This window comes from Arthrobacter sp. Hiyo1 (assembly GCF_001263615.2).
Taxonomy (GTDB): domain Bacteria; phylum Actinomycetota; class Actinomycetes; order Actinomycetales; family Micrococcaceae; genus Arthrobacter.
The window spans coordinates 134,328-149,562 of the sequence record NZ_DF952476.1; the positions used below are offsets into that span (position 1 = coordinate 134,328).

The 15,235-nt window shown below is 62.4% G+C and carries 20 protein-coding genes and 3 pseudogenes; 3 read left to right on the forward strand and 20 right to left on the reverse strand.

The genetic code is table 11. The annotated features are described in order from the left end of the window. The 4 genes and pseudogenes from AHiyo1_RS21040 to AHiyo1_RS21055 form a co-directional block, all read right to left on the reverse strand. The coding region (locus tag AHiyo1_RS21040) for an AMP-binding protein (RefSeq protein WP_148667700.1) at nt 1–491 on the reverse strand (491 nt) is incomplete at its 3' end. Nucleotides 492–545: 54 nt separating this feature from the next. After that, nucleotides 546–1,436, reverse strand: a complete 891-nt coding sequence (locus AHiyo1_RS21045; protein ID WP_059389899.1) for an acyl-CoA thioesterase — start codon at nt 1,434–1,436, stop codon at nt 546–548. 5 nt (nt 1,437–1,441) lie between these two features. After that, entirely contained in the window at nt 1,442–1,924 is a 483-nt protein-coding gene (locus AHiyo1_RS21050; RefSeq protein ID WP_059389886.1) for a cupin domain-containing protein, read from the reverse strand. Between the two features lie 33 nt (nt 1,925–1,957). Next, nucleotides 1,958–2,802, reverse strand: a pseudogene (locus AHiyo1_RS21055) (fumarylacetoacetate hydrolase family protein). Between the two features lie 162 nt (nt 2,803–2,964). Here AHiyo1_RS21055 and AHiyo1_RS21060 point away from each other — a divergent pair. After that, nucleotides 2,965–3,363, forward strand: coding sequence for a RidA family protein (locus tag AHiyo1_RS21060; protein ID WP_059389887.1), 399 nt, complete (start codon nt 2,965–2,967; stop codon nt 3,361–3,363). A 3-nt stretch (nt 3,364–3,366) separates the two neighbouring features. On the opposite strand, the gene AHiyo1_RS25090 is transcribed toward AHiyo1_RS21060, so the two are convergent. The 5 genes from AHiyo1_RS25090 to AHiyo1_RS21075 all read right to left on the reverse strand — a co-directional run bounded on the left by AHiyo1_RS25090 (nt 3,367) and on the right by AHiyo1_RS21075 (nt 6,122). Further along, nucleotides 3,367–3,519, reverse strand: a complete 153-nt coding sequence (locus tag AHiyo1_RS25090; RefSeq protein WP_172465689.1) for a sigma factor-like helix-turn-helix DNA-binding protein — start codon at nt 3,517–3,519, stop codon at nt 3,367–3,369. 139 nt (nt 3,520–3,658) lie between these two features. Continuing rightward, complete coding sequence (locus tag AHiyo1_RS25785; protein ID WP_216363279.1) at nt 3,659–4,453, reverse strand: peptidase dimerization domain-containing protein; 795 nt, start codon at nt 4,451–4,453, stop codon at nt 3,659–3,661. Then, a complete protein-coding gene (locus AHiyo1_RS25790; RefSeq protein ID WP_216363280.1) occupies nt 4,411–4,944 on the reverse strand; it encodes a hypothetical protein in 534 nt (177 codons plus the stop codon). Before AHiyo1_RS25790 ends, AHiyo1_RS25785 begins: the two co-directional genes overlap by 43 nt. Before the next feature lie 85 nt (nt 4,945–5,029). Continuing rightward, on the reverse strand, nt 5,030–5,494 hold the full coding sequence (locus AHiyo1_RS21070) for an ABC transporter permease subunit (RefSeq protein ID WP_059389888.1): 465 nt from the start codon (nt 5,492–5,494) through the stop codon (nt 5,030–5,032). Nucleotides 5,495–5,516: 22 nt separating this feature from the next. Further along, nucleotides 5,517–6,122 carry a transporter substrate-binding domain-containing protein gene (locus AHiyo1_RS21075; RefSeq protein WP_172465690.1) on the reverse strand — a complete coding sequence of 202 codons (606 nt, stop codon included), beginning with the start codon at nt 6,120–6,122 and terminating at the stop codon, nt 5,517–5,519. Between AHiyo1_RS21075 and AHiyo1_RS25095 the strand changes: the two genes are divergently transcribed. Both AHiyo1_RS25095 and AHiyo1_RS21080 read left to right on the forward strand, forming a co-directional pair. Further along, nucleotides 6,109–6,267, forward strand: a complete 159-nt coding sequence (locus AHiyo1_RS25095; RefSeq protein WP_172465691.1) for a hypothetical protein — start codon at nt 6,109–6,111, stop codon at nt 6,265–6,267. The genes AHiyo1_RS21075 and AHiyo1_RS25095 overlap by 14 nt on opposite strands. Before the next feature lie 120 nt (nt 6,268–6,387). Then, nucleotides 6,388–6,675 (forward strand): hypothetical protein, encoded by a 288-nt coding sequence (locus tag AHiyo1_RS21080; RefSeq protein ID WP_148667694.1) that lies wholly within the window; start codon nt 6,388–6,390, stop codon nt 6,673–6,675. 13 nt (nt 6,676–6,688) lie between these two features. On the opposite strand, the gene AHiyo1_RS21085 is transcribed toward AHiyo1_RS21080, so the two are convergent. The 11 genes and pseudogenes from AHiyo1_RS21085 to AHiyo1_RS21130 form a co-directional block, all read right to left on the reverse strand. Beyond that, on the reverse strand, nt 6,689–7,573 hold the full coding sequence (locus AHiyo1_RS21085; RefSeq protein WP_059389891.1) for a PaaX family transcriptional regulator: 885 nt from the start codon (nt 7,571–7,573) through the stop codon (nt 6,689–6,691). A 3-nt stretch (nt 7,574–7,576) separates the two neighbouring features. Next, on the reverse strand, nt 7,577–8,023 hold the full coding sequence (locus AHiyo1_RS21090) for an acyl-CoA thioesterase (protein ID WP_059389892.1): 447 nt from the start codon (nt 8,021–8,023) through the stop codon (nt 7,577–7,579). Nucleotides 8,024–8,146: 123 nt separating this feature from the next. Next, nucleotides 8,147–8,842, reverse strand: a complete 696-nt coding sequence (locus AHiyo1_RS21095) for a GntR family transcriptional regulator (protein WP_059389893.1) — start codon at nt 8,840–8,842, stop codon at nt 8,147–8,149. Further along, a complete protein-coding gene (locus AHiyo1_RS21100) occupies nt 8,839–9,618 on the reverse strand; it encodes an amino acid ABC transporter ATP-binding protein (RefSeq protein WP_059389894.1) in 780 nt (259 codons plus the stop codon). Before AHiyo1_RS21100 ends, AHiyo1_RS21095 begins: the two co-directional genes overlap by 4 nt. Then, nucleotides 9,615–10,589, reverse strand: a complete 975-nt coding sequence (locus AHiyo1_RS21105; protein ID WP_084784662.1) for an amino acid ABC transporter permease — start codon at nt 10,587–10,589, stop codon at nt 9,615–9,617. The genes AHiyo1_RS21100 and AHiyo1_RS21105 overlap by 4 nt, the downstream gene beginning before the upstream one ends. 113 nt (nt 10,590–10,702) lie before the next feature. Further along, on the reverse strand, nt 10,703–10,888 hold the full coding sequence (locus AHiyo1_RS21110; RefSeq protein ID WP_148667695.1) for a transporter substrate-binding domain-containing protein: 186 nt from the start codon (nt 10,886–10,888) through the stop codon (nt 10,703–10,705). Beyond that, nucleotides 10,885–11,622 (reverse strand): transporter substrate-binding domain-containing protein, encoded by a 738-nt coding sequence (locus tag AHiyo1_RS21115; RefSeq protein WP_059389896.1) that lies wholly within the window; start codon nt 11,620–11,622, stop codon nt 10,885–10,887. The genes AHiyo1_RS21110 and AHiyo1_RS21115 overlap by 4 nt, the downstream gene beginning before the upstream one ends. Before the next feature lie 111 nt (nt 11,623–11,733). Continuing rightward, entirely contained in the window at nt 11,734–11,937 is a 204-nt protein-coding gene (locus AHiyo1_RS27480) for a hypothetical protein (protein ID WP_253257535.1), read from the reverse strand. A gap of 9 nt (nt 11,938–11,946) precedes the next feature. Beyond that, a pseudogene (locus AHiyo1_RS27485) lies at nt 11,947–12,057 on the reverse strand (hypothetical protein); the annotation flags it as partial. Beyond that, on the reverse strand, nt 12,006–13,427 hold the full coding sequence (locus tag AHiyo1_RS21125) for an amidohydrolase family protein (RefSeq protein WP_059389898.1): 1,422 nt from the start codon (nt 13,425–13,427) through the stop codon (nt 12,006–12,008). The pseudogene AHiyo1_RS27485 and the gene AHiyo1_RS21125, both read right to left, overlap by 52 nt. Before the next feature lie 354 nt (nt 13,428–13,781). Continuing rightward, nucleotides 13,782–15,235: pseudogene (locus AHiyo1_RS21130) on the reverse strand (DEAD/DEAH box helicase); the annotation flags it as partial.

Here is a 15,235-nt window from a genome sequence, read left to right on the forward strand (position 1 = left end):
GATCCGTAGGAGAGGACAACGGTGTCCTCGCCTGCGGCCGCGGCCAGTTCGTCCATGAATCGGTGGTCGGAGATCGCCACAGCCGGACGCGTGAGGCTGATGAGGGTGCCGACCTCGCTTGAGCGCAGCATCGGCATGGTGGTAACCACCACGGCCCCGGCTTTGAGCACGCCGAGCCAGGCAGCAACGATCCAGGGGTTGTTCGGTCCGCGAAGCATGACGCGGTTACCGGGCACCACCCCGAGGTCCTCGGTAAGGACCTGGGCCACCTGGTTGGCGCGCTGCTGCAATTCGCCGTAAGTCCAGACCGTACCGTCCGGGGTACGCAGGGCGGGCCGCGCGGCACCGTGGTTTGCGACGGCGTGGTCAATGAGTACCGCCGCGGCGTTGAGCCGCTCGGGGTACTGGAGTTCCGGCAGGGTGAATTCGAGCGTCGGCCATGTGCCCGCCGGTGGCAAATGGTCGTGGGTGAAGGTGTCCACGTGGCTGATCTCAACATCGTCATGGCCACTCCTTTCAGTAATACGCGGATAAGTCGGGTGTGTTCAGGAGCCGGCGCGGATCATGCCCTCTTGGGCCACCGTCGCCAGCAGGCGTCCTTGCCTGTCGAAGAAACGGCCCATGGCAAGCCCGCGGTTGCTCTGCCCGGATACTGCTTCCTGGGCGTAAAGGACCCAGCCGTCGGCGCGGCCGGCCCGGTGGAACCACATGGAGTGGTCCAGGCTGGCCGTGGCGAGTCCGGGACTGGACCAGTGGAGTCCGTTCACCCGGAGCAGGGGCTCCAGGATGGTGTAGTCGCAGACATATGCCAGTGCCGCCCGGTGCAGATCGGCGGTCGCGTGTTCGTTGCCGGCGTCAGGCAATTGCTCGAAGGCCTTGACCCAGATCGCCTGGTGCGGCACGGAATCGCCTTCCACCTGCAGATATACCGGGCTGGGAATATGCCGCATGTCGAAGCTTCGCTTCGAAGACCAGTATTCGGCGGCCAGCCCCTCGACCCCTTGGAGCACCTCGGCGGCACTGCGGAGGGATTCGGGCTCGACGGCGGATGGCGCCTCAGGCTGGAAGTCCGGGCCGTCTTCGGGCACTTGGAAGGAGCCCATCGCCGCGTAAACGGTCTTGCCGTTCTGGTAGCCCCGTACGCTGCGGGTCGAGTATCCACGGCCGTCGCGGAGGCGTTCGACCTCGTAGCGGACGGTGGCCCCGATCTCCACGGGGCGCATGAAGTAGCTGTGCATGGAATGCAGCGAGCGGTCGTCGTCGACCGAGCGCATCATCGCTGCCGCGGCTTGGGCCACCATGTCTCCGCCGTAGGCTTTGGGCCACGGGACGTACTGCGAGGTGGCTTCGTAGGCTTCGTCGTGGATCTGGGCGTGGACGGCCGTCAGCTCGATGGCCTTGAGGAATGTCTCCGACGTCAAGGTTCCGGTGGACATGTCCATCAGGCCCTGCGGAAGTCTGCGAGGGTCTCGTCGGCAACGTCGTCAAGGTTGACCACGAGGTTCTCCGGGGTGCGCGCGGTCAGCCATACGAGTTCTTCGGTGATGGACATGTTGGCCTCGACGTGCGGCATGAACGGCGGGACGAATACCCAGTCGCCGGTATTCATGTCTAGGAACTCGGAGTAGTTTTCGCCGAAGTAGATGCGTCCGTGGCCGCGGAGCACGTAGCCGCCGGTTTCCGCTTCGCCGTGGTGGTGCGGCAGGGAGCGGTAGCCGGGAACGTTGGAGACCTGCCCGAACCAGATCTTGGTGGCCGGCGTGTGCTGGATGCTGACGCCGGAGACGCGGATGCAGTCGCCGGACTGGGCGGTGTTGGTGTCCTCTTCACCCGCGCGGGTGACGACGGGTACCACTTTGCCGTCCGGCTGGGCGTAGATGGAGTTGTCGCCTTCGAGGCGGTAATCGGTTGCGGTTGGGTTCATGGTGGTCACTCCTTTGAAGTGGTTGGTATTGGCCTAGGCGATGGCGGGGACGGGTGCGTGGATCCGGAAATTGTTTTCCAGCCGTCCGATCCCGTCGATTTCGGTGGTGAGGACGTCGCCGTCGTTCAGGAAGCGCGGCGGTGTCATACCCATCCCCACTCCGCCGGGCGTACCGGTCAGGACAAGGTCGCCTGGGCGCAGGGTAGTGAAATGGGAAATGTAGGAGAGCAGGCGTGCCGGGCCGAACACCAAGGTGCTGGTGTTGCCGTGCTGCACGAGTTCGCCGTTGACGTAGCCGCGGACCTCGAAGTCGCCGTCGGCCTCGTCCGCGGTCAGCATGACTGGCCCCACCGGTGTCGTTCGGTCGAACGCCTTGCCCTGGAACCACTGCAGCGTGCGGTTCTGCCAATCCCGCATGGAGACGTCGTTGGCGATTGTGTATCCGGCAATAGCTTCCGCGCTTCGTCTTCGTCCGCGCCGAAGAGTTCGGAGCCGACGACGACGGCCAACTCGGCCTCCCAGTCGACGCGGCTGCTGCCGTGGATGTGGATGGTGTCGGCCGGGCCCGTGAGGGTGTCCGCGTACTTGGCGAAGAGCGTGGGGTATTCGGGAAGATCGCGGCCCATCTCCTGGATGTGGTCGCCATAGTTCAGTCCGCAGCAGATGACTTTGCCTGCCCGCGGAAGCAGCGGAGCGAAGTCGGGGTCAGCGATGGCGTTGCCTCCGGCGGCCACGGCTTTCTCCACGATGGTTCGCCACTGCGGCTGGGCAAGAAGCGCCCCGACGTCGGTGACCGGCAGCGCGAGGTAAGAGTTGGCGCCCGTGGCGAGTGCCGCCGTCGTGCCTCCACCGGCCGTCCGCAGGGTGGCGAGTTTCATGCGTTTTTGTCCTTCCATTGCTGCTTCTCAAAATACTGCTTCCCGAAATACATATGTCGACTTTTTTACGATCGTCACATATGCTCAACGTAGCACGGCAGGAATGATCTGCACAGAGGCTTTCCAAAAGTTTTCGCAGTTGCCACAACGAGGAGGAACAGCATGAGCCACAAGACGATCAACCCGGAGTCGCTCCCCAAGCCATCCGGGTTTGCGCACGGCATGCTCGCCGGAAACACCTTGTTCCTGGGTGGGCAGACCGCCCTGGACAAAGACATGAACATCGTTCCCGGCGGCATCGTGGAGCAGTTCACCCAGGCGTTTTCGAACGTCCTCACTACGTTGCGCGAGGCCGGCGGCCAGCCCGAGGACCTCGTCAACGTGACCATCTACCTGACCGACGTTGACGACTACACGGCCAACGGCCGCGAGATCGGAAGGATCTGGCGTGAAATGGCCGGATCCCAGTACCCCGCCATGGCCGGAATCGGCGTCACGCGGCTATGGCAGAAGGAAGCCCTCATTGAGATCCAAGGCATCGCCGTCATCCCTGGGCGCTAGGCGTTAGGCCAGCCAACCGTCTTTGCGGAGCCGGTCCTGGAGGCTGAGGACATTGCCCACGTCGATTCCCGAGGCGGCGTAGCGCTGGCGGACCCTGTGCAGGTGGGATTTGACCGTTTGTTGACTGATTCCCAGGAGCTCCGCAACTCCACGCATGCCATGGGGCTCGGGCCCAAGATCGAGGCGACGGTGTCGGCGAGTGTCCGGCCGTCGTCATTGAGTTCACCGACGACGGCGACATCGGCCGACGAGAAGGCGTCGGGACGGCAATCCCGATGCCTTCAGGCAGGTAACGCTAGAAGTCCGCTGCTTCGGCGCCCGGACCGGAAGATTCTCCGACGGTGATGAGCCGTCGTCGTTCCGTGGTGTCCAGGGCAAGGTCTATCGCTGTCCACGCCATCGCTGCCCCGCCTTCCAACGCTGCTTTGTCGGCGTCCTCGCTGGCGCACCAGCGGGCAAACTCCGGCTGGTGATTTGACGCTCCGTGGGCTTCCACCCTGATCACTGGATGAATTGACGGTATTGCCAGTGAGACGTTGGCCATGTCGGTCGAGGCGGCTTCCGACAAGCGCTTTTCCAAGGGCTCGTCATCAAAGCGGCGTCCAAGGGACTCCGCGTTCGCTTGGTAAAAACCGACCATCGGCTGATCGTTCCGGAACCCGGAAAACTCCCTTGTTTCCTCAGTGATGTGCAGGCTGGCGCCGGTCGCGACAGCTCCCGCTTCGAAACAGACAATGAGCTGCTTTTTGACCTCGGCCAGCTCCTTGACGCTGTTGGCGCGCGCATCGTAGAGCAATTCAGCGGCGCCCGGGATGCTGTTGGCCGCTTCACCTCCCTTGGTCACAATGCCGTGCACGAGCGCCCCCGGCAGAAGCTGCTGACGGAGCAAACCGATCGCAACTTGGGCCACGGTGGCGGCATCGCCGGCGTTGATTCCTTCGTGGGGTGCCGCAGCCGAATGAGCCGTGCGTCCCGTGTAGCTTGCGCGAAGCCCGACTAAGGCCCGCGTGTGGTGATCCGCGTACTCCTTGGTAGCGGGATGGACCATCATGGCCGCATGTATGCCATCGAACGCGCCGGCTTCCAGCATGATGATTTTCCGCCTCCGGCTTCCTCCGCCGGAGTGCCGAAAACCTTCACGCACACCCCAACGCTGTCAGCGACCTCGGCTAGGGCGATTGCTGCCGCGACGGAGGCGGCGGCAATCACGTTGTGCCCGCAAGCATGGCCGACTTCAGGCAGCGCATCCATCTCAGCGCAGAATGCCACGACCAATTCGCCATGACCCGAGGTTGCGACGAACGCGGTTTCGAGATCCGCTATGCCGCGTTCTATGTCGAATCCGTGCCGCTCAAGAAGATCCGTGATGGCCCGCGCCGATTCGTATTCAGCGAACGCCAGCTCCGGGTTCGCATGCAACTGATGGCTTAGTCCGACGATGTCGCGCTGTGCCCGGTGTAGTGCGTCTCTTGCGGTCCTTTTCAGCGCGATTGACGCTGTTTCCCCGCCGTATGCTTGGGGTGCCTCCTGATGGCTGTACGGGCCGAGCTTGCCCTCGGAAATGTGGTTTTTGGTGTGCATTGATACGTGATTCCCTTGGACGTGAGATGAGCTTTTGTGGTGGGCAGGCCTATAAGTAGGCCAGTGATATCGCTGGTTCCGCTCCTCAGCGCACCGAGGCGAGGAACGCCTGGGTACGTTCGTGGCGGGGGTTCCCGAGGACTTCACCTGGAATTCCAAAGGAAATGGAAGGGTACAGGGCGGCCAGGTTGAACCAGAACAGCAGCTGCACGAGTACCGGGGTGCCACGGAAGAAGCCCTGGTAGGCCCTGGCGATCCAGCTGATCACGGGGTTTGAGGAGATCCGCATGACGGCCAGCACGATCCCGAGTCCAACGCCCAGGACCATGCAGATTACCGTCAGTTCCAAGGTCACGCCGATGCCCTGGACAATCGCGCCGTCGCGGAAGAACAGGGCCACCTGGTCCCAGCCGAAGCGTGGATTGGTCAGGGCGGACTGGAGAAGGAGGCCGGCCAGCGTTGCACAGAGCAAAGCCCCTGTCCAACGCCCGATGTGTTTCGTCCTGACGATTCTTGGTTCGTCCAGGACCGGTGCGGCATTGCCCATCATGATGGCATCCGGGCCTTTTCGACTAGTTGCCTGCAACTTGGCCTGCCGTGACCTTGTGGTTTTCCGGCAAGCTCCACTTGCTGGTGATCGCGCTATACGCCGGGCTGTCGACCAGCTTGGTCATTGCGGCCCGCACGGCGGCTGTGAGCGGGGAATTCTTGGGCAGAGCGGCCCCGGCGATTCCCGGGCTAAGATTCGCGCCGGGAACAAGCTCGAAGGGGTCTCCGGCCAGCTTGGCCTGGCAGCTCATGGATGCGCTCTCCGACATGACGCCATCCACGCGGCCGGACCTCAGGGCGAGATTGGCGTCATTCATGGAGGGGAACAGCTGCGCGTCGATGGCGGGCTGGCCCGCGGCCACGCACTTCGCGGCAAAGTCGGGCAGTATGGTCAGTCCCTGGATAGTGCCCTTGCCGGCTGCGATCTTCTTCCCGCAGAGCGTCGTCCACTCCGTGGACAGTTTCTTTGGATTTCCGAGCGGAACCGCGATCGAGGTGCCGCCCTGTTCGTAGCTGACAAAATCGGCGTTCTTCTTGCGCTCCGTCGTTTCTATGAATCCGGAGATTCCCAGGTCATACTTACCGCTGCTGAGCCCGGGCAGGATGGTGTCGAAGGTGGCGGGCACCATCTGCGTCTTCAGTCCGAGGATTATCAACAACGGCACCATGTCAGCGAATCCGGCCAACTACACGACGCGACTGGACATGCTGGATCGCAGCTTGCTCGATCTGCTCGTCAGAAACGGCCGGCTTACGTGGATTGAGCTGGCGTAGGCGACGGATTGCAGCACGGCAACCGCGCGCCGGCGGGTCGAAAGACTGGTGGCCTCGGGTGGGGTGACTTTCCGTTGCGATATTGCACGGTCGCTGGCCGGGTGGCCCATCCAGGCCTCGTTGCTCGCCAAGGCGCCGGCCAAGGACGTCGATTTCATCTGTGAACAGCTCGCGGCCTGGCCGGCATGCCGCCTGGTCGCCGCAGTGACAGGCGAGGCCAATGTCTATGCGACTTTCTGGGTACGCAACCTCGGAGAAATCCAGCGCTTGGAGACGGCTTTGGGTTCACGGATGCCAACCATGAACGTGACCGAACGGATGGTCGCTCTGGATACGCCAAAGCGGATGGGTCACCTGTGCGACAAGGACGGGCGGCATATCGGGGTCCATCCGATCGCTCCCTGGTAGGCCGGGCAACGCGTTAGGGTGCCACCAGATCCGCATTGCCGTGGATGAGTTCGTGCGCGTGGGCCGCGGCTAGGGGTGCGGCCAGGCGATGAACCGCCTGGAACGTCTCGCGAACCGCAGGTCCGCGCCAGTCCTTCGGGAGGAATTCCAGCGGCAGGTTAGGGTCCCGGTACGGGAAGCGGCGCCACAGAGTCAGCATGGGAATGTAGTAGCGGAAAGCATCCCGGCGCAGTTCCGCGGTCGAGTTGGCCAAGGCGGCCTCGGGATCATCCCCGACCAGTCCGGCCCAAAGATTTCCGGCGCCTTCGTAGAGGTCCAGGAATTCGGCGAATTGCTCGTCGATGGCCTTCAAATCCCACCATTCGGCCACCTTCGGGGGCATGGGGCCCTCAAACAGATAGTCGCCCCGGAAGAAGTCCACAAACTGGATGAGACCCCGCGATGCAAGCCGCTCACGGGCCTGTTCAAGGACTCGGGCCGGCGCGATCCATACCCCTGAGGCCACGGATCCAAAACCGAGCCCGGACAGCTCGGAGCGTAGTTGGTGCCGACGGTTCCGCATTGATTCGGGGACGGAAAACACCGCGAGGACCCAGGCTTCCAGCTCGGTGGAGCGATCGGCTGCGAAGATCCTTCGATCGCCCTCGCGGAAGACGTCAATGACGGTGTCGGATAGTTCGTATTTGGCGACGCCGTCCAGGCGAACACTTTTCAGGACACCCTTGGCCTTCAGCCGCGAGACGGAGGAACGAACCCCGGGCGCGTCATAGCCCAGGTCGCCCAGCATTGAAATCAGCACAGAGACGGGGAGGGCATCGCCCGAACTGCGGCCATAAAGACCATAGATCGTGACGATCAGCTGCTGGTGACGTACCGGGGGAGCGGGCATGTCCATCATGGTTCAGAGCCCCGGACTGTTCGGGACCGCTACGCCAGCCGCCTGCCGGATCCGTTCCGGCCACGGCTGGGCTGAAGCTGAGCCCGCTGGCACGTGGGCAGTGGTCAATGTCCCATGTGCAGCCAGTCCGCCCGGCGAGTTTGGATGTGCGTGGCCATAGACCTCGAAGGCAAGGGTCATGGAGGTTCGCCCGAGCTTCTGGATCTTCACGGTTGCCGTCACTCGTTGGCCAAACCACAGCTTGGCCGTGTAATTGACCACTTGTTGCACTCGAGGAGCACTCGGGAAGTACTCCGGAAGCGCCAGGTTGCGGAAAAGCTCTGCCTCGGCGGCCTCGACCCAGCGCATGATTGCGGAGTTGTGTTGATGGCCCGACGCGTCGGTGTCCACCCATTCCACAGTTCTATCGATGCTTGCGTGCGTCTCTGACTGTGCTTCGGTGCCCTCCACGGTTCCCCCTTCGGCGACGCTGTATTGCTCTGGCCGCGTTCAATTGTATACATCAAATGACGGCCGTTAGGATCCCGATATGCCGAGGGGGTGATACAGGAAGCGGGAAACCGCCGGACGCCCTCAGCGCTCCCGGCGGCCGCCCGGCGTCCGGCCGTCCACGACAGCTGGAGAACGGCGGAGGGGAAGCTTCCCCTCCAACTGCGAAATGGCGGGTCCGCGGCTGTGTTCGATGTGGGCAATGGCCAGCGCGGAGGCGAGCTCGGCTTGCCCGGCGCAGATCGCCTGGCACAGTGCGCGGTGTTCCCGGCAAAGTTGCTCGGGATCCTGCTGGACGACGTTTCCGAAGAGCCACCGCATGCGGTTCGCGACCGGGCGGATCACGGTGGTCAGGAGTTCGTTGCCTGTCAGGCTGAAGATCTCGTCGTGGATGGCCACGTTGGTGCTGGCCCTGAGGTCCTCGTCGTGGTTGGATACGAGAGCCTCAGCGTCAGCGAGGACCGACAGCAGGCGATCGGGGCTGGCCCCCGCCCCCACCTGGTGGGCAGCAATGCTCGCGGCTGAAACCTCGATGCTGAGCCGGATGTCAAAGACTTCATCGACATCCTGGATCGTCATTTGCCTGACGACCGCTCCGTGACGCGGACCCGTCGTGGTGAAGCCATCTGCCTCAAGTTGCAGGAGCGCCTCCCGCACTGGGACCCGTGACACATTCAATTCAGCAGAGAGTTCCCGTTCTCGAAGCCATGTTCCCGGCGTCAGCTCGCCGCTGATGATCCGGTCCCGGATGTGGATGTACGCGGAAGCAGTCCGCGTCATCTGACGTGTCGCAGGAAATTGGCGGTGCGTTCGTGGGAAGGATTGTCCAGGACATGTGCTGCCGGTCCGGATTCGATGACCCGTCCTTCGTCCATGAATATCACCCGGTCGGCGACTTCGCGGGCGAACCCGATCTCGTGGGTGACCACAACCATGGTCATGCCCTCTTCGGCAACGCGTTTCATGACCTGAAGGACATCGCCGACCAACTCAGGGTCCAGTGCGCTGGTGGGTTCGTCAAAGAGCATCACCTCGGGTTTCATGGCCAGGGACCGGGCGATGGCAACGCGCTGCTGCTGACCGCCGGAAAGTTGCGCCGGGTAGGACCCGGCCTTGTCTTTCAGACCGACCTTCCCCAAGGCGTCCAGTCCTTGCTCCCTGGCCTCGGCTTTGGACAGCCCGAGCACCCGTCGCGGGCCATAACTGACGTTCTCCAGTGCTGTCATGTGCGTGAAAAGGTTGAAGTGCTGGAACACCATCCCTATCCGCCGTCGCATTCTGGCCGATTCCCGTTCGGTGCGTTCGAACAACTGTCCTTTGTGAACCTTGTATCCGACGCGGTCTCCGCCGATTTCAACGGTCCCGGACTCAATGGCCTCCAGACCGTTGATGCAGCGAAGTAGCGTGCTCTTTCCGGAGCCTGAAGGGCCAAGGACACAAACGATTTCACCGGATGCCACGGCGATGTTCACGCCGCGAAGGATGTGGTTCTTGCCAAGCCATTTGTGGACGCCGTCGATCACCATGAGTGGTACCTGTGCTGGAGCAATGGTCATGGCTGGACTGCCTTTCGGGAAAGATCGGAGCGGTTTCGCAACAGGAGATTCCTGCGGATGAGTTCCCGGAACGACCCGCCGGCTGCGGCGCCGTCGGGGTTGAACTTTTGTTCCAGGAAATACTGGCCGATGCTGGCGACGCTGACAAGGATGAGGTACCAGACCGTGGCCACAATGAGCAGCGGCACAATTTTGAAATTCTGGCCATAGATGAGCTGGGTCTGCGTCAACAGATCGCTTCCCCCGATGGCAGAAACCAAGGAGCTGGCCTTGAGGAGGCCGATGAACTGATTTCCCGTCGGAGGAATGATGACCCGGATGGTCTGCGGTAGCACGATCCTTCGCAAAGCCTGTCCCCGAGTCAAGCCGATGCTGAGGCCGGCGTCCGTCTGCCCCTTGCTGACTGACAGAATGCCGCCACGGATGATTTCAGCCATGTAGCCCGATTCGGCCAGGGACAGTGCGCAGAGACCCGCGGTGAATCCAGAGATCAGCTGGTTGGTGTCGGCGCCGAGGATCTTCGGGAAGAGCACCGCCAGGTTGAACCAGATGAGGATCTGGACCAGGAGCGGCACCCCGCGGAAGAACCACACGTAGACCCGGCCAACAATCGCCGCGAGCCGGTTCCGGCTCTGGCACATGAGGGCCACGCCGAAAGCCAGGACCACCGAGATCAACATGCTGAAGACCGAAAGTTCCAGCGTGACTGCGATGCCTTTGAAGATGACAGGGTGGAACATGAACTCGCCGACGCTGGACCAGTCCAGATTCTCATTTGCCGCCTGGGACCAGATGAAGAGCGCGGCAATCGCCACAATGACTGCCCCGCTCGCCATCTGCCCGTAGGGCTTCCGGCGCTTGGCCTGGATTCCGGCCACCTGGCCGTCCTGCACGTGTGTTGGATCAAGAACTGTGAAGGGAGGCTTCCCGACGTTGTCGTGCGTCGGTGCCACCTGGCCGTCAACGATCATGGCGGAGATCACCCGACGGCGGGAGTGTTGTTTTCGTACGCATGTGGTGTCCTTCTTTGCGGAACTGGAATCCGGAGTGCGGTCCGTCGTGGAAGACCGCACTCCGGTAATGACTAAGACGTTGCGAGATTGACGCCTGGCTTTGGCAGGTCGATCACAGTGACATCCCACTTCTTCAGGATTGCGTCGTAGCTGCCGTCAGCGTGCATGGCCTCCGTTGCCTTCAGGAAGGCATCCCGCAATTGCGGGTTCTGCTTATTGAAGATCATGCCGAGGAAGACCTTGGGCTCGAAGTTCACCGGCACTGATTCGAGCTTCCCCTGGGTTTCCCGTTGATGACCGATACGGCCATGTCCGGCCAAAACATGGCGTCCACGCGGCCTGAAGTCAACGCCAGGTTCTTGTCGCTGCCAGTCGGGAAGGTAACGAGCTCGGGTGCAGGCTTTCCTGCAGCAGTGCAGGCTTTGGCCATGATCCCCACCAAGCGCTCGTCGTCGTTGCCCTTGACTCCGCCGATCTTGATGCCGCAACCGCCGTCGGGCTCACCCGTGATCTTCTTCGGGTTTCCCTTGGCCACCATAAAGACCGTGCCCGCAACCTGGTAGTCGACAAAGTCGACATTCTCCTGCCGGGCCTTCCGGTCGGTCATTCCGGCGATGGAGGCATCGAACTTGCCGGTCTGGACGCCGACCAGCAGCTGGTCGAAGGGCACTTTCTGGTAACTGATCTTCAGGCCGAGCTTGGCGGCCATGGCATCCATGAGGTCGATGTTGAACCCCTTGACGCCGTTTTCGCCGATGGGGGTGAAGTTGGCCGGTTCGAAATCCGGCTGGGTTCCGACCGTGATGGTGCCTTTGGCCTTGATGTCAGCTGGCACCAGGGCCGTGAGGGAAGTATCGGCGCTGTTCGTTTGGGGCGATGAGGCCTGGCCTGAACCTCCGCAGGCGGCAGTGCCGGCGAGGGTAGAGGCAAGAACCGCGGCGATCGCGACTTTTCTCCAGAGACTTGGTACCCGGGGAGCAAAGTTCTTCATTGATTTTTCTCCTACTTGTGATGAACGGGAACAAACGCGGGCAAAAGATGAAAGGAAGATCAGCCCGGACAAGCGGGCTGGGGAGAAATGCGTTGGGGGTGCCCGGAGACGCTACGAGGCGGCAGCTGGGATCAGGTCGCTGCGAGGTTCCTCGACGAAGACGCCGTCGGCGGCCATCTGGTCCCAGATGCGCTGGACTACCTTGCCTGCCTCGCGGACAAGCCTGGCCTCGTCAACCACCGCGAGTGCGCCGTTGCGGACTTGCCAGTGACCGTCCGTCATGACGTTCTTGACGGAGAGTCCGTTTGCGTACATCAGGTGATTGAGCGGTTCCCGCGGAACCGTCCCTACCCCAACCAACAGACCGCTGACATCGATGCTGGTCAGGTCAGCTTTCGCGCCGACTGCGATCCGGCCAAGGTCTTCACGTCCCAGGCCCCGGGCGCCTCCCAGCGTCGCGGCTTCCACGGCTGTCCAGATGGACGGCCGGACCATGGGTACCGGGTTGAATCGCCGAGGAAATCCGCCCTGATCCGACCGTAGATAACAGCCATCTTGAGGTTTTCGATGTAGTCGTTCGAGTGCGTATCCAGGCCGATGCCGGAGTTGACGCCTGCTCCGAGAACTTCCGGCCAGGGCCACTGTGCGGGTGTGACACCTGCGCCGGTGCCTGAAGGACAGTTGGCGAAAGTGAAACTGGGATTGGCCAACAGCGGAAGATCGCGCTCAAAGTCGATTCCGAGAAGGTGGGCTCCAAAAACCCGTACCGAGCCGTCGAAGAGGCCAAGGCTGTGCAGCCACGGGATCTCGTCCTGGCCCCATAAGCGGTTCATTGCAGCTTTGTCCGGCTGCGGCGCCCGGCCGTACCCTGCCTGCAGGTGAATGTGGAGGCCGTGCAGCTCTTCGGCTGCAGCCTTCATTGCGGCGAACGTTTCCGGGGTGTGCACCGCGTTTGTCGCTGGCGCCATCATTGGCAGGATGCGGCCGTCGTCGACGCCGTTGATGGTCCGAGCGTAGGCGAGGTTTTCCTGGATTTCGGCCAGTGTCTCGGGCACCGAATTGAACAACTTTTGGTCGTCGTCACCGCGTTTCCAGATCGGTAGGATCCGCCTCATCCCCGGCACGGCCCCGGAAGGGTAGCCGCGGATTCCGAATTGCCGTGCGACGCGGACGTAGGACTGCATCGATCTCAAGCCCTTGGACATTTCAACCTGGGTGGTGCAGCCACCGCGGAGGATTTCTGCCAGGTTCAGGGCAGTCATGGTGTCGAGGTCTTCGTCCGGAAGATCCTCGAGCAACACCATGGCATTGAGGAATTGCCTGCCCTGGCGCAAAATGGCGCCTTTGCTCATGGGAGTGAGGTTGCCCTCGACATACCCACGCGTGGCGGCGCCGCCCGCCACGTGGCTGTGCATTGAAATCAAGCCCGGGACCAGAAGCTGCCCTTGCAGGTCGATTCGCTCGTCGGTGGTACCGGTCCAAGGGCGGACCGCCTCGATGCGGTCGCCGCGCACAACTACTTCGTGATCGCGCAGAAGGACCAACTCGCCTTGCTGATGGGCAAGAACCCAACTTGCCGCGAGGACTAGCGGGCGGTTCTGGTCACGCTGTCCGTCTGGTCCGAGGCCTCGTTGCTGCGCACTGGCAGAGTCGTGCCGGACCCGTTCAGCGAGGCCTGCAGCCTGTCCTTTCGGCACGCTTCGCTTGCCGCCAAAGAGCCCTGAGTCTTCCGCAACCGCGCCATCGTAGCCGCAGGCGTCGCAGCCCAAGCCCTTGGGGGTGGCATGTGATTCCAGCTCAACCATTGAGAATTTTCCCTCCTCGTCATGGCGCCCCGTCAACCGGGCGTCGATTTCGCTCACGGTATACCAAGCTGGAATTTGCCGTCAACGGGGATTTGGAGAGTTTCCTTTAAATACAGGAGTCTTCGTGGCACAAAATGGGCAGCGGATGGCGGATTGACGCCACTTGGCATACCAAGAAAGAAGTTTTGATGCCGGCGCGGGCACTTCGTAAACATCCGGAAAGTCATTGCCTTGAGCGTGTTTCATGACCTAGAGTCGGTGGGATGCCGTGTTTGTAACGATCGTCAAAATTTGAATACATGCTAGCGGCGACGTCGATTTTGCCGTGGTCGTTTCTCCGCCGCAGGCGCGGCCCTACTCCGCAAATAGCCCGGCCAGGTCCTCCGCCGTCAGCGCGCCACCGGCCAGGGCGTCGCCTTCCATGACATCCGCGAACAGCTGCGACTTCTTGGTCTTGAGCGCCATGACCTTTTCCTCGATGGTGTCCTTGGCCACCAATCGGTAGACCATGACGTTCCTCGCCTGCCCGATCCTGTGGGTGCGGTCCACGGCCTGTGCTTCGGAAGCTGGGTTCCACCACGGGTCCAGCAGGAACACGTAGTCGGCCTCGGTCAGGTTCAGGCCGAACCCGCCGGCCTTCAAGGAAATGAGGAACACGGGCGCTGCGCCGTTCTTGAATTCGCTCACGACGTCGGCCCGGTTCCGGGTGCTGCCGTCGAGGTAGCAATACTCGATGTCCTCCGCGTCGAGCCGCTCCCGGACCTTGCCCAGGAACCCCGTGAACTGGCTGAAGATGAGCGCCCGGTGCCCCTCGGCGACGATGTCCTCCAGCTGTTCGAACAGCACATCCAACTTGGACGAGCGCACGGCTGACAAGGACTCGTCCACCAGGGAGACGTCCAGGCTCAGCTGCCTCAGCAGGGTGAGCGACTGGAAAATGGTGAAGCGGTTCTTATTGACATCGTCGATGAGCCCAAGGATCTTCTGACGCTCCCGCTGCAAGTGGGTCTGGTACACCTTCTGGTGCCGCGGGTTGAGCACCACTTCGAGCACCTGTTCCTGCTTGGGCGGCAGGTCCTTGATGACTTGCTCTTTGGTGCGGCGCATCATCAGGGGACGGACCCGACGGCGGAGCTTGGCGAGCTGGGCCTTGTCGCCGTTCTTTTCGACCGGCTTTTGGTAGTACTCCGCGAAGCGGCGCGGGCTGGAGAAAAGTCCCGGTGCGACGATCGAGGTCAGCGCCCAGAACTCCATGAGGTTGTTCTCAAGCGGGGTTCCCGTGATGGCCAGCTTGAAGGATGCCGGGAGTTTCCGGGCGCACTGGTAGGCCTTGGACTGGTGGTTCTTGACGAACTGGGCTTCATCGAGCATCAGTCCGGCCCATTCCTTGGCCGCGTAGGCTTCGTAGTCGATCCGGAACAGCGCGTACGAGGTGATGACGACGTCGATGCCCGCCATGGATTCCTGCGGATCCGCGCCGCTCTTGGCGAAGGTCTCTCCCACGGTCTTTATGCTCAAACCGGGCGCGAAGCGCTGCACTTCCGCGGCCCAGTTACCCACGACGCTGGTGGGCGCCACCACCAGGAAGGGGGCGCTGCCGCCCGCGGTGCCTCCGGCGCCGGACTCAGTCTGCTCCTTCGCCGCGCACATCAAGCAATCGCCTGCACTGTCTTGCCGAGGCCCATGTCGTCGGCCAGGACGCCACCCAGGCTGTGGCGGTAGAGGAACTCAGCCAGTTGAATCCCTCCAACTGGTACGGGCGCAGCTCGGCGTCGAGCGAGCCCGGCAGCGGCAGCCCGGTCACGCCG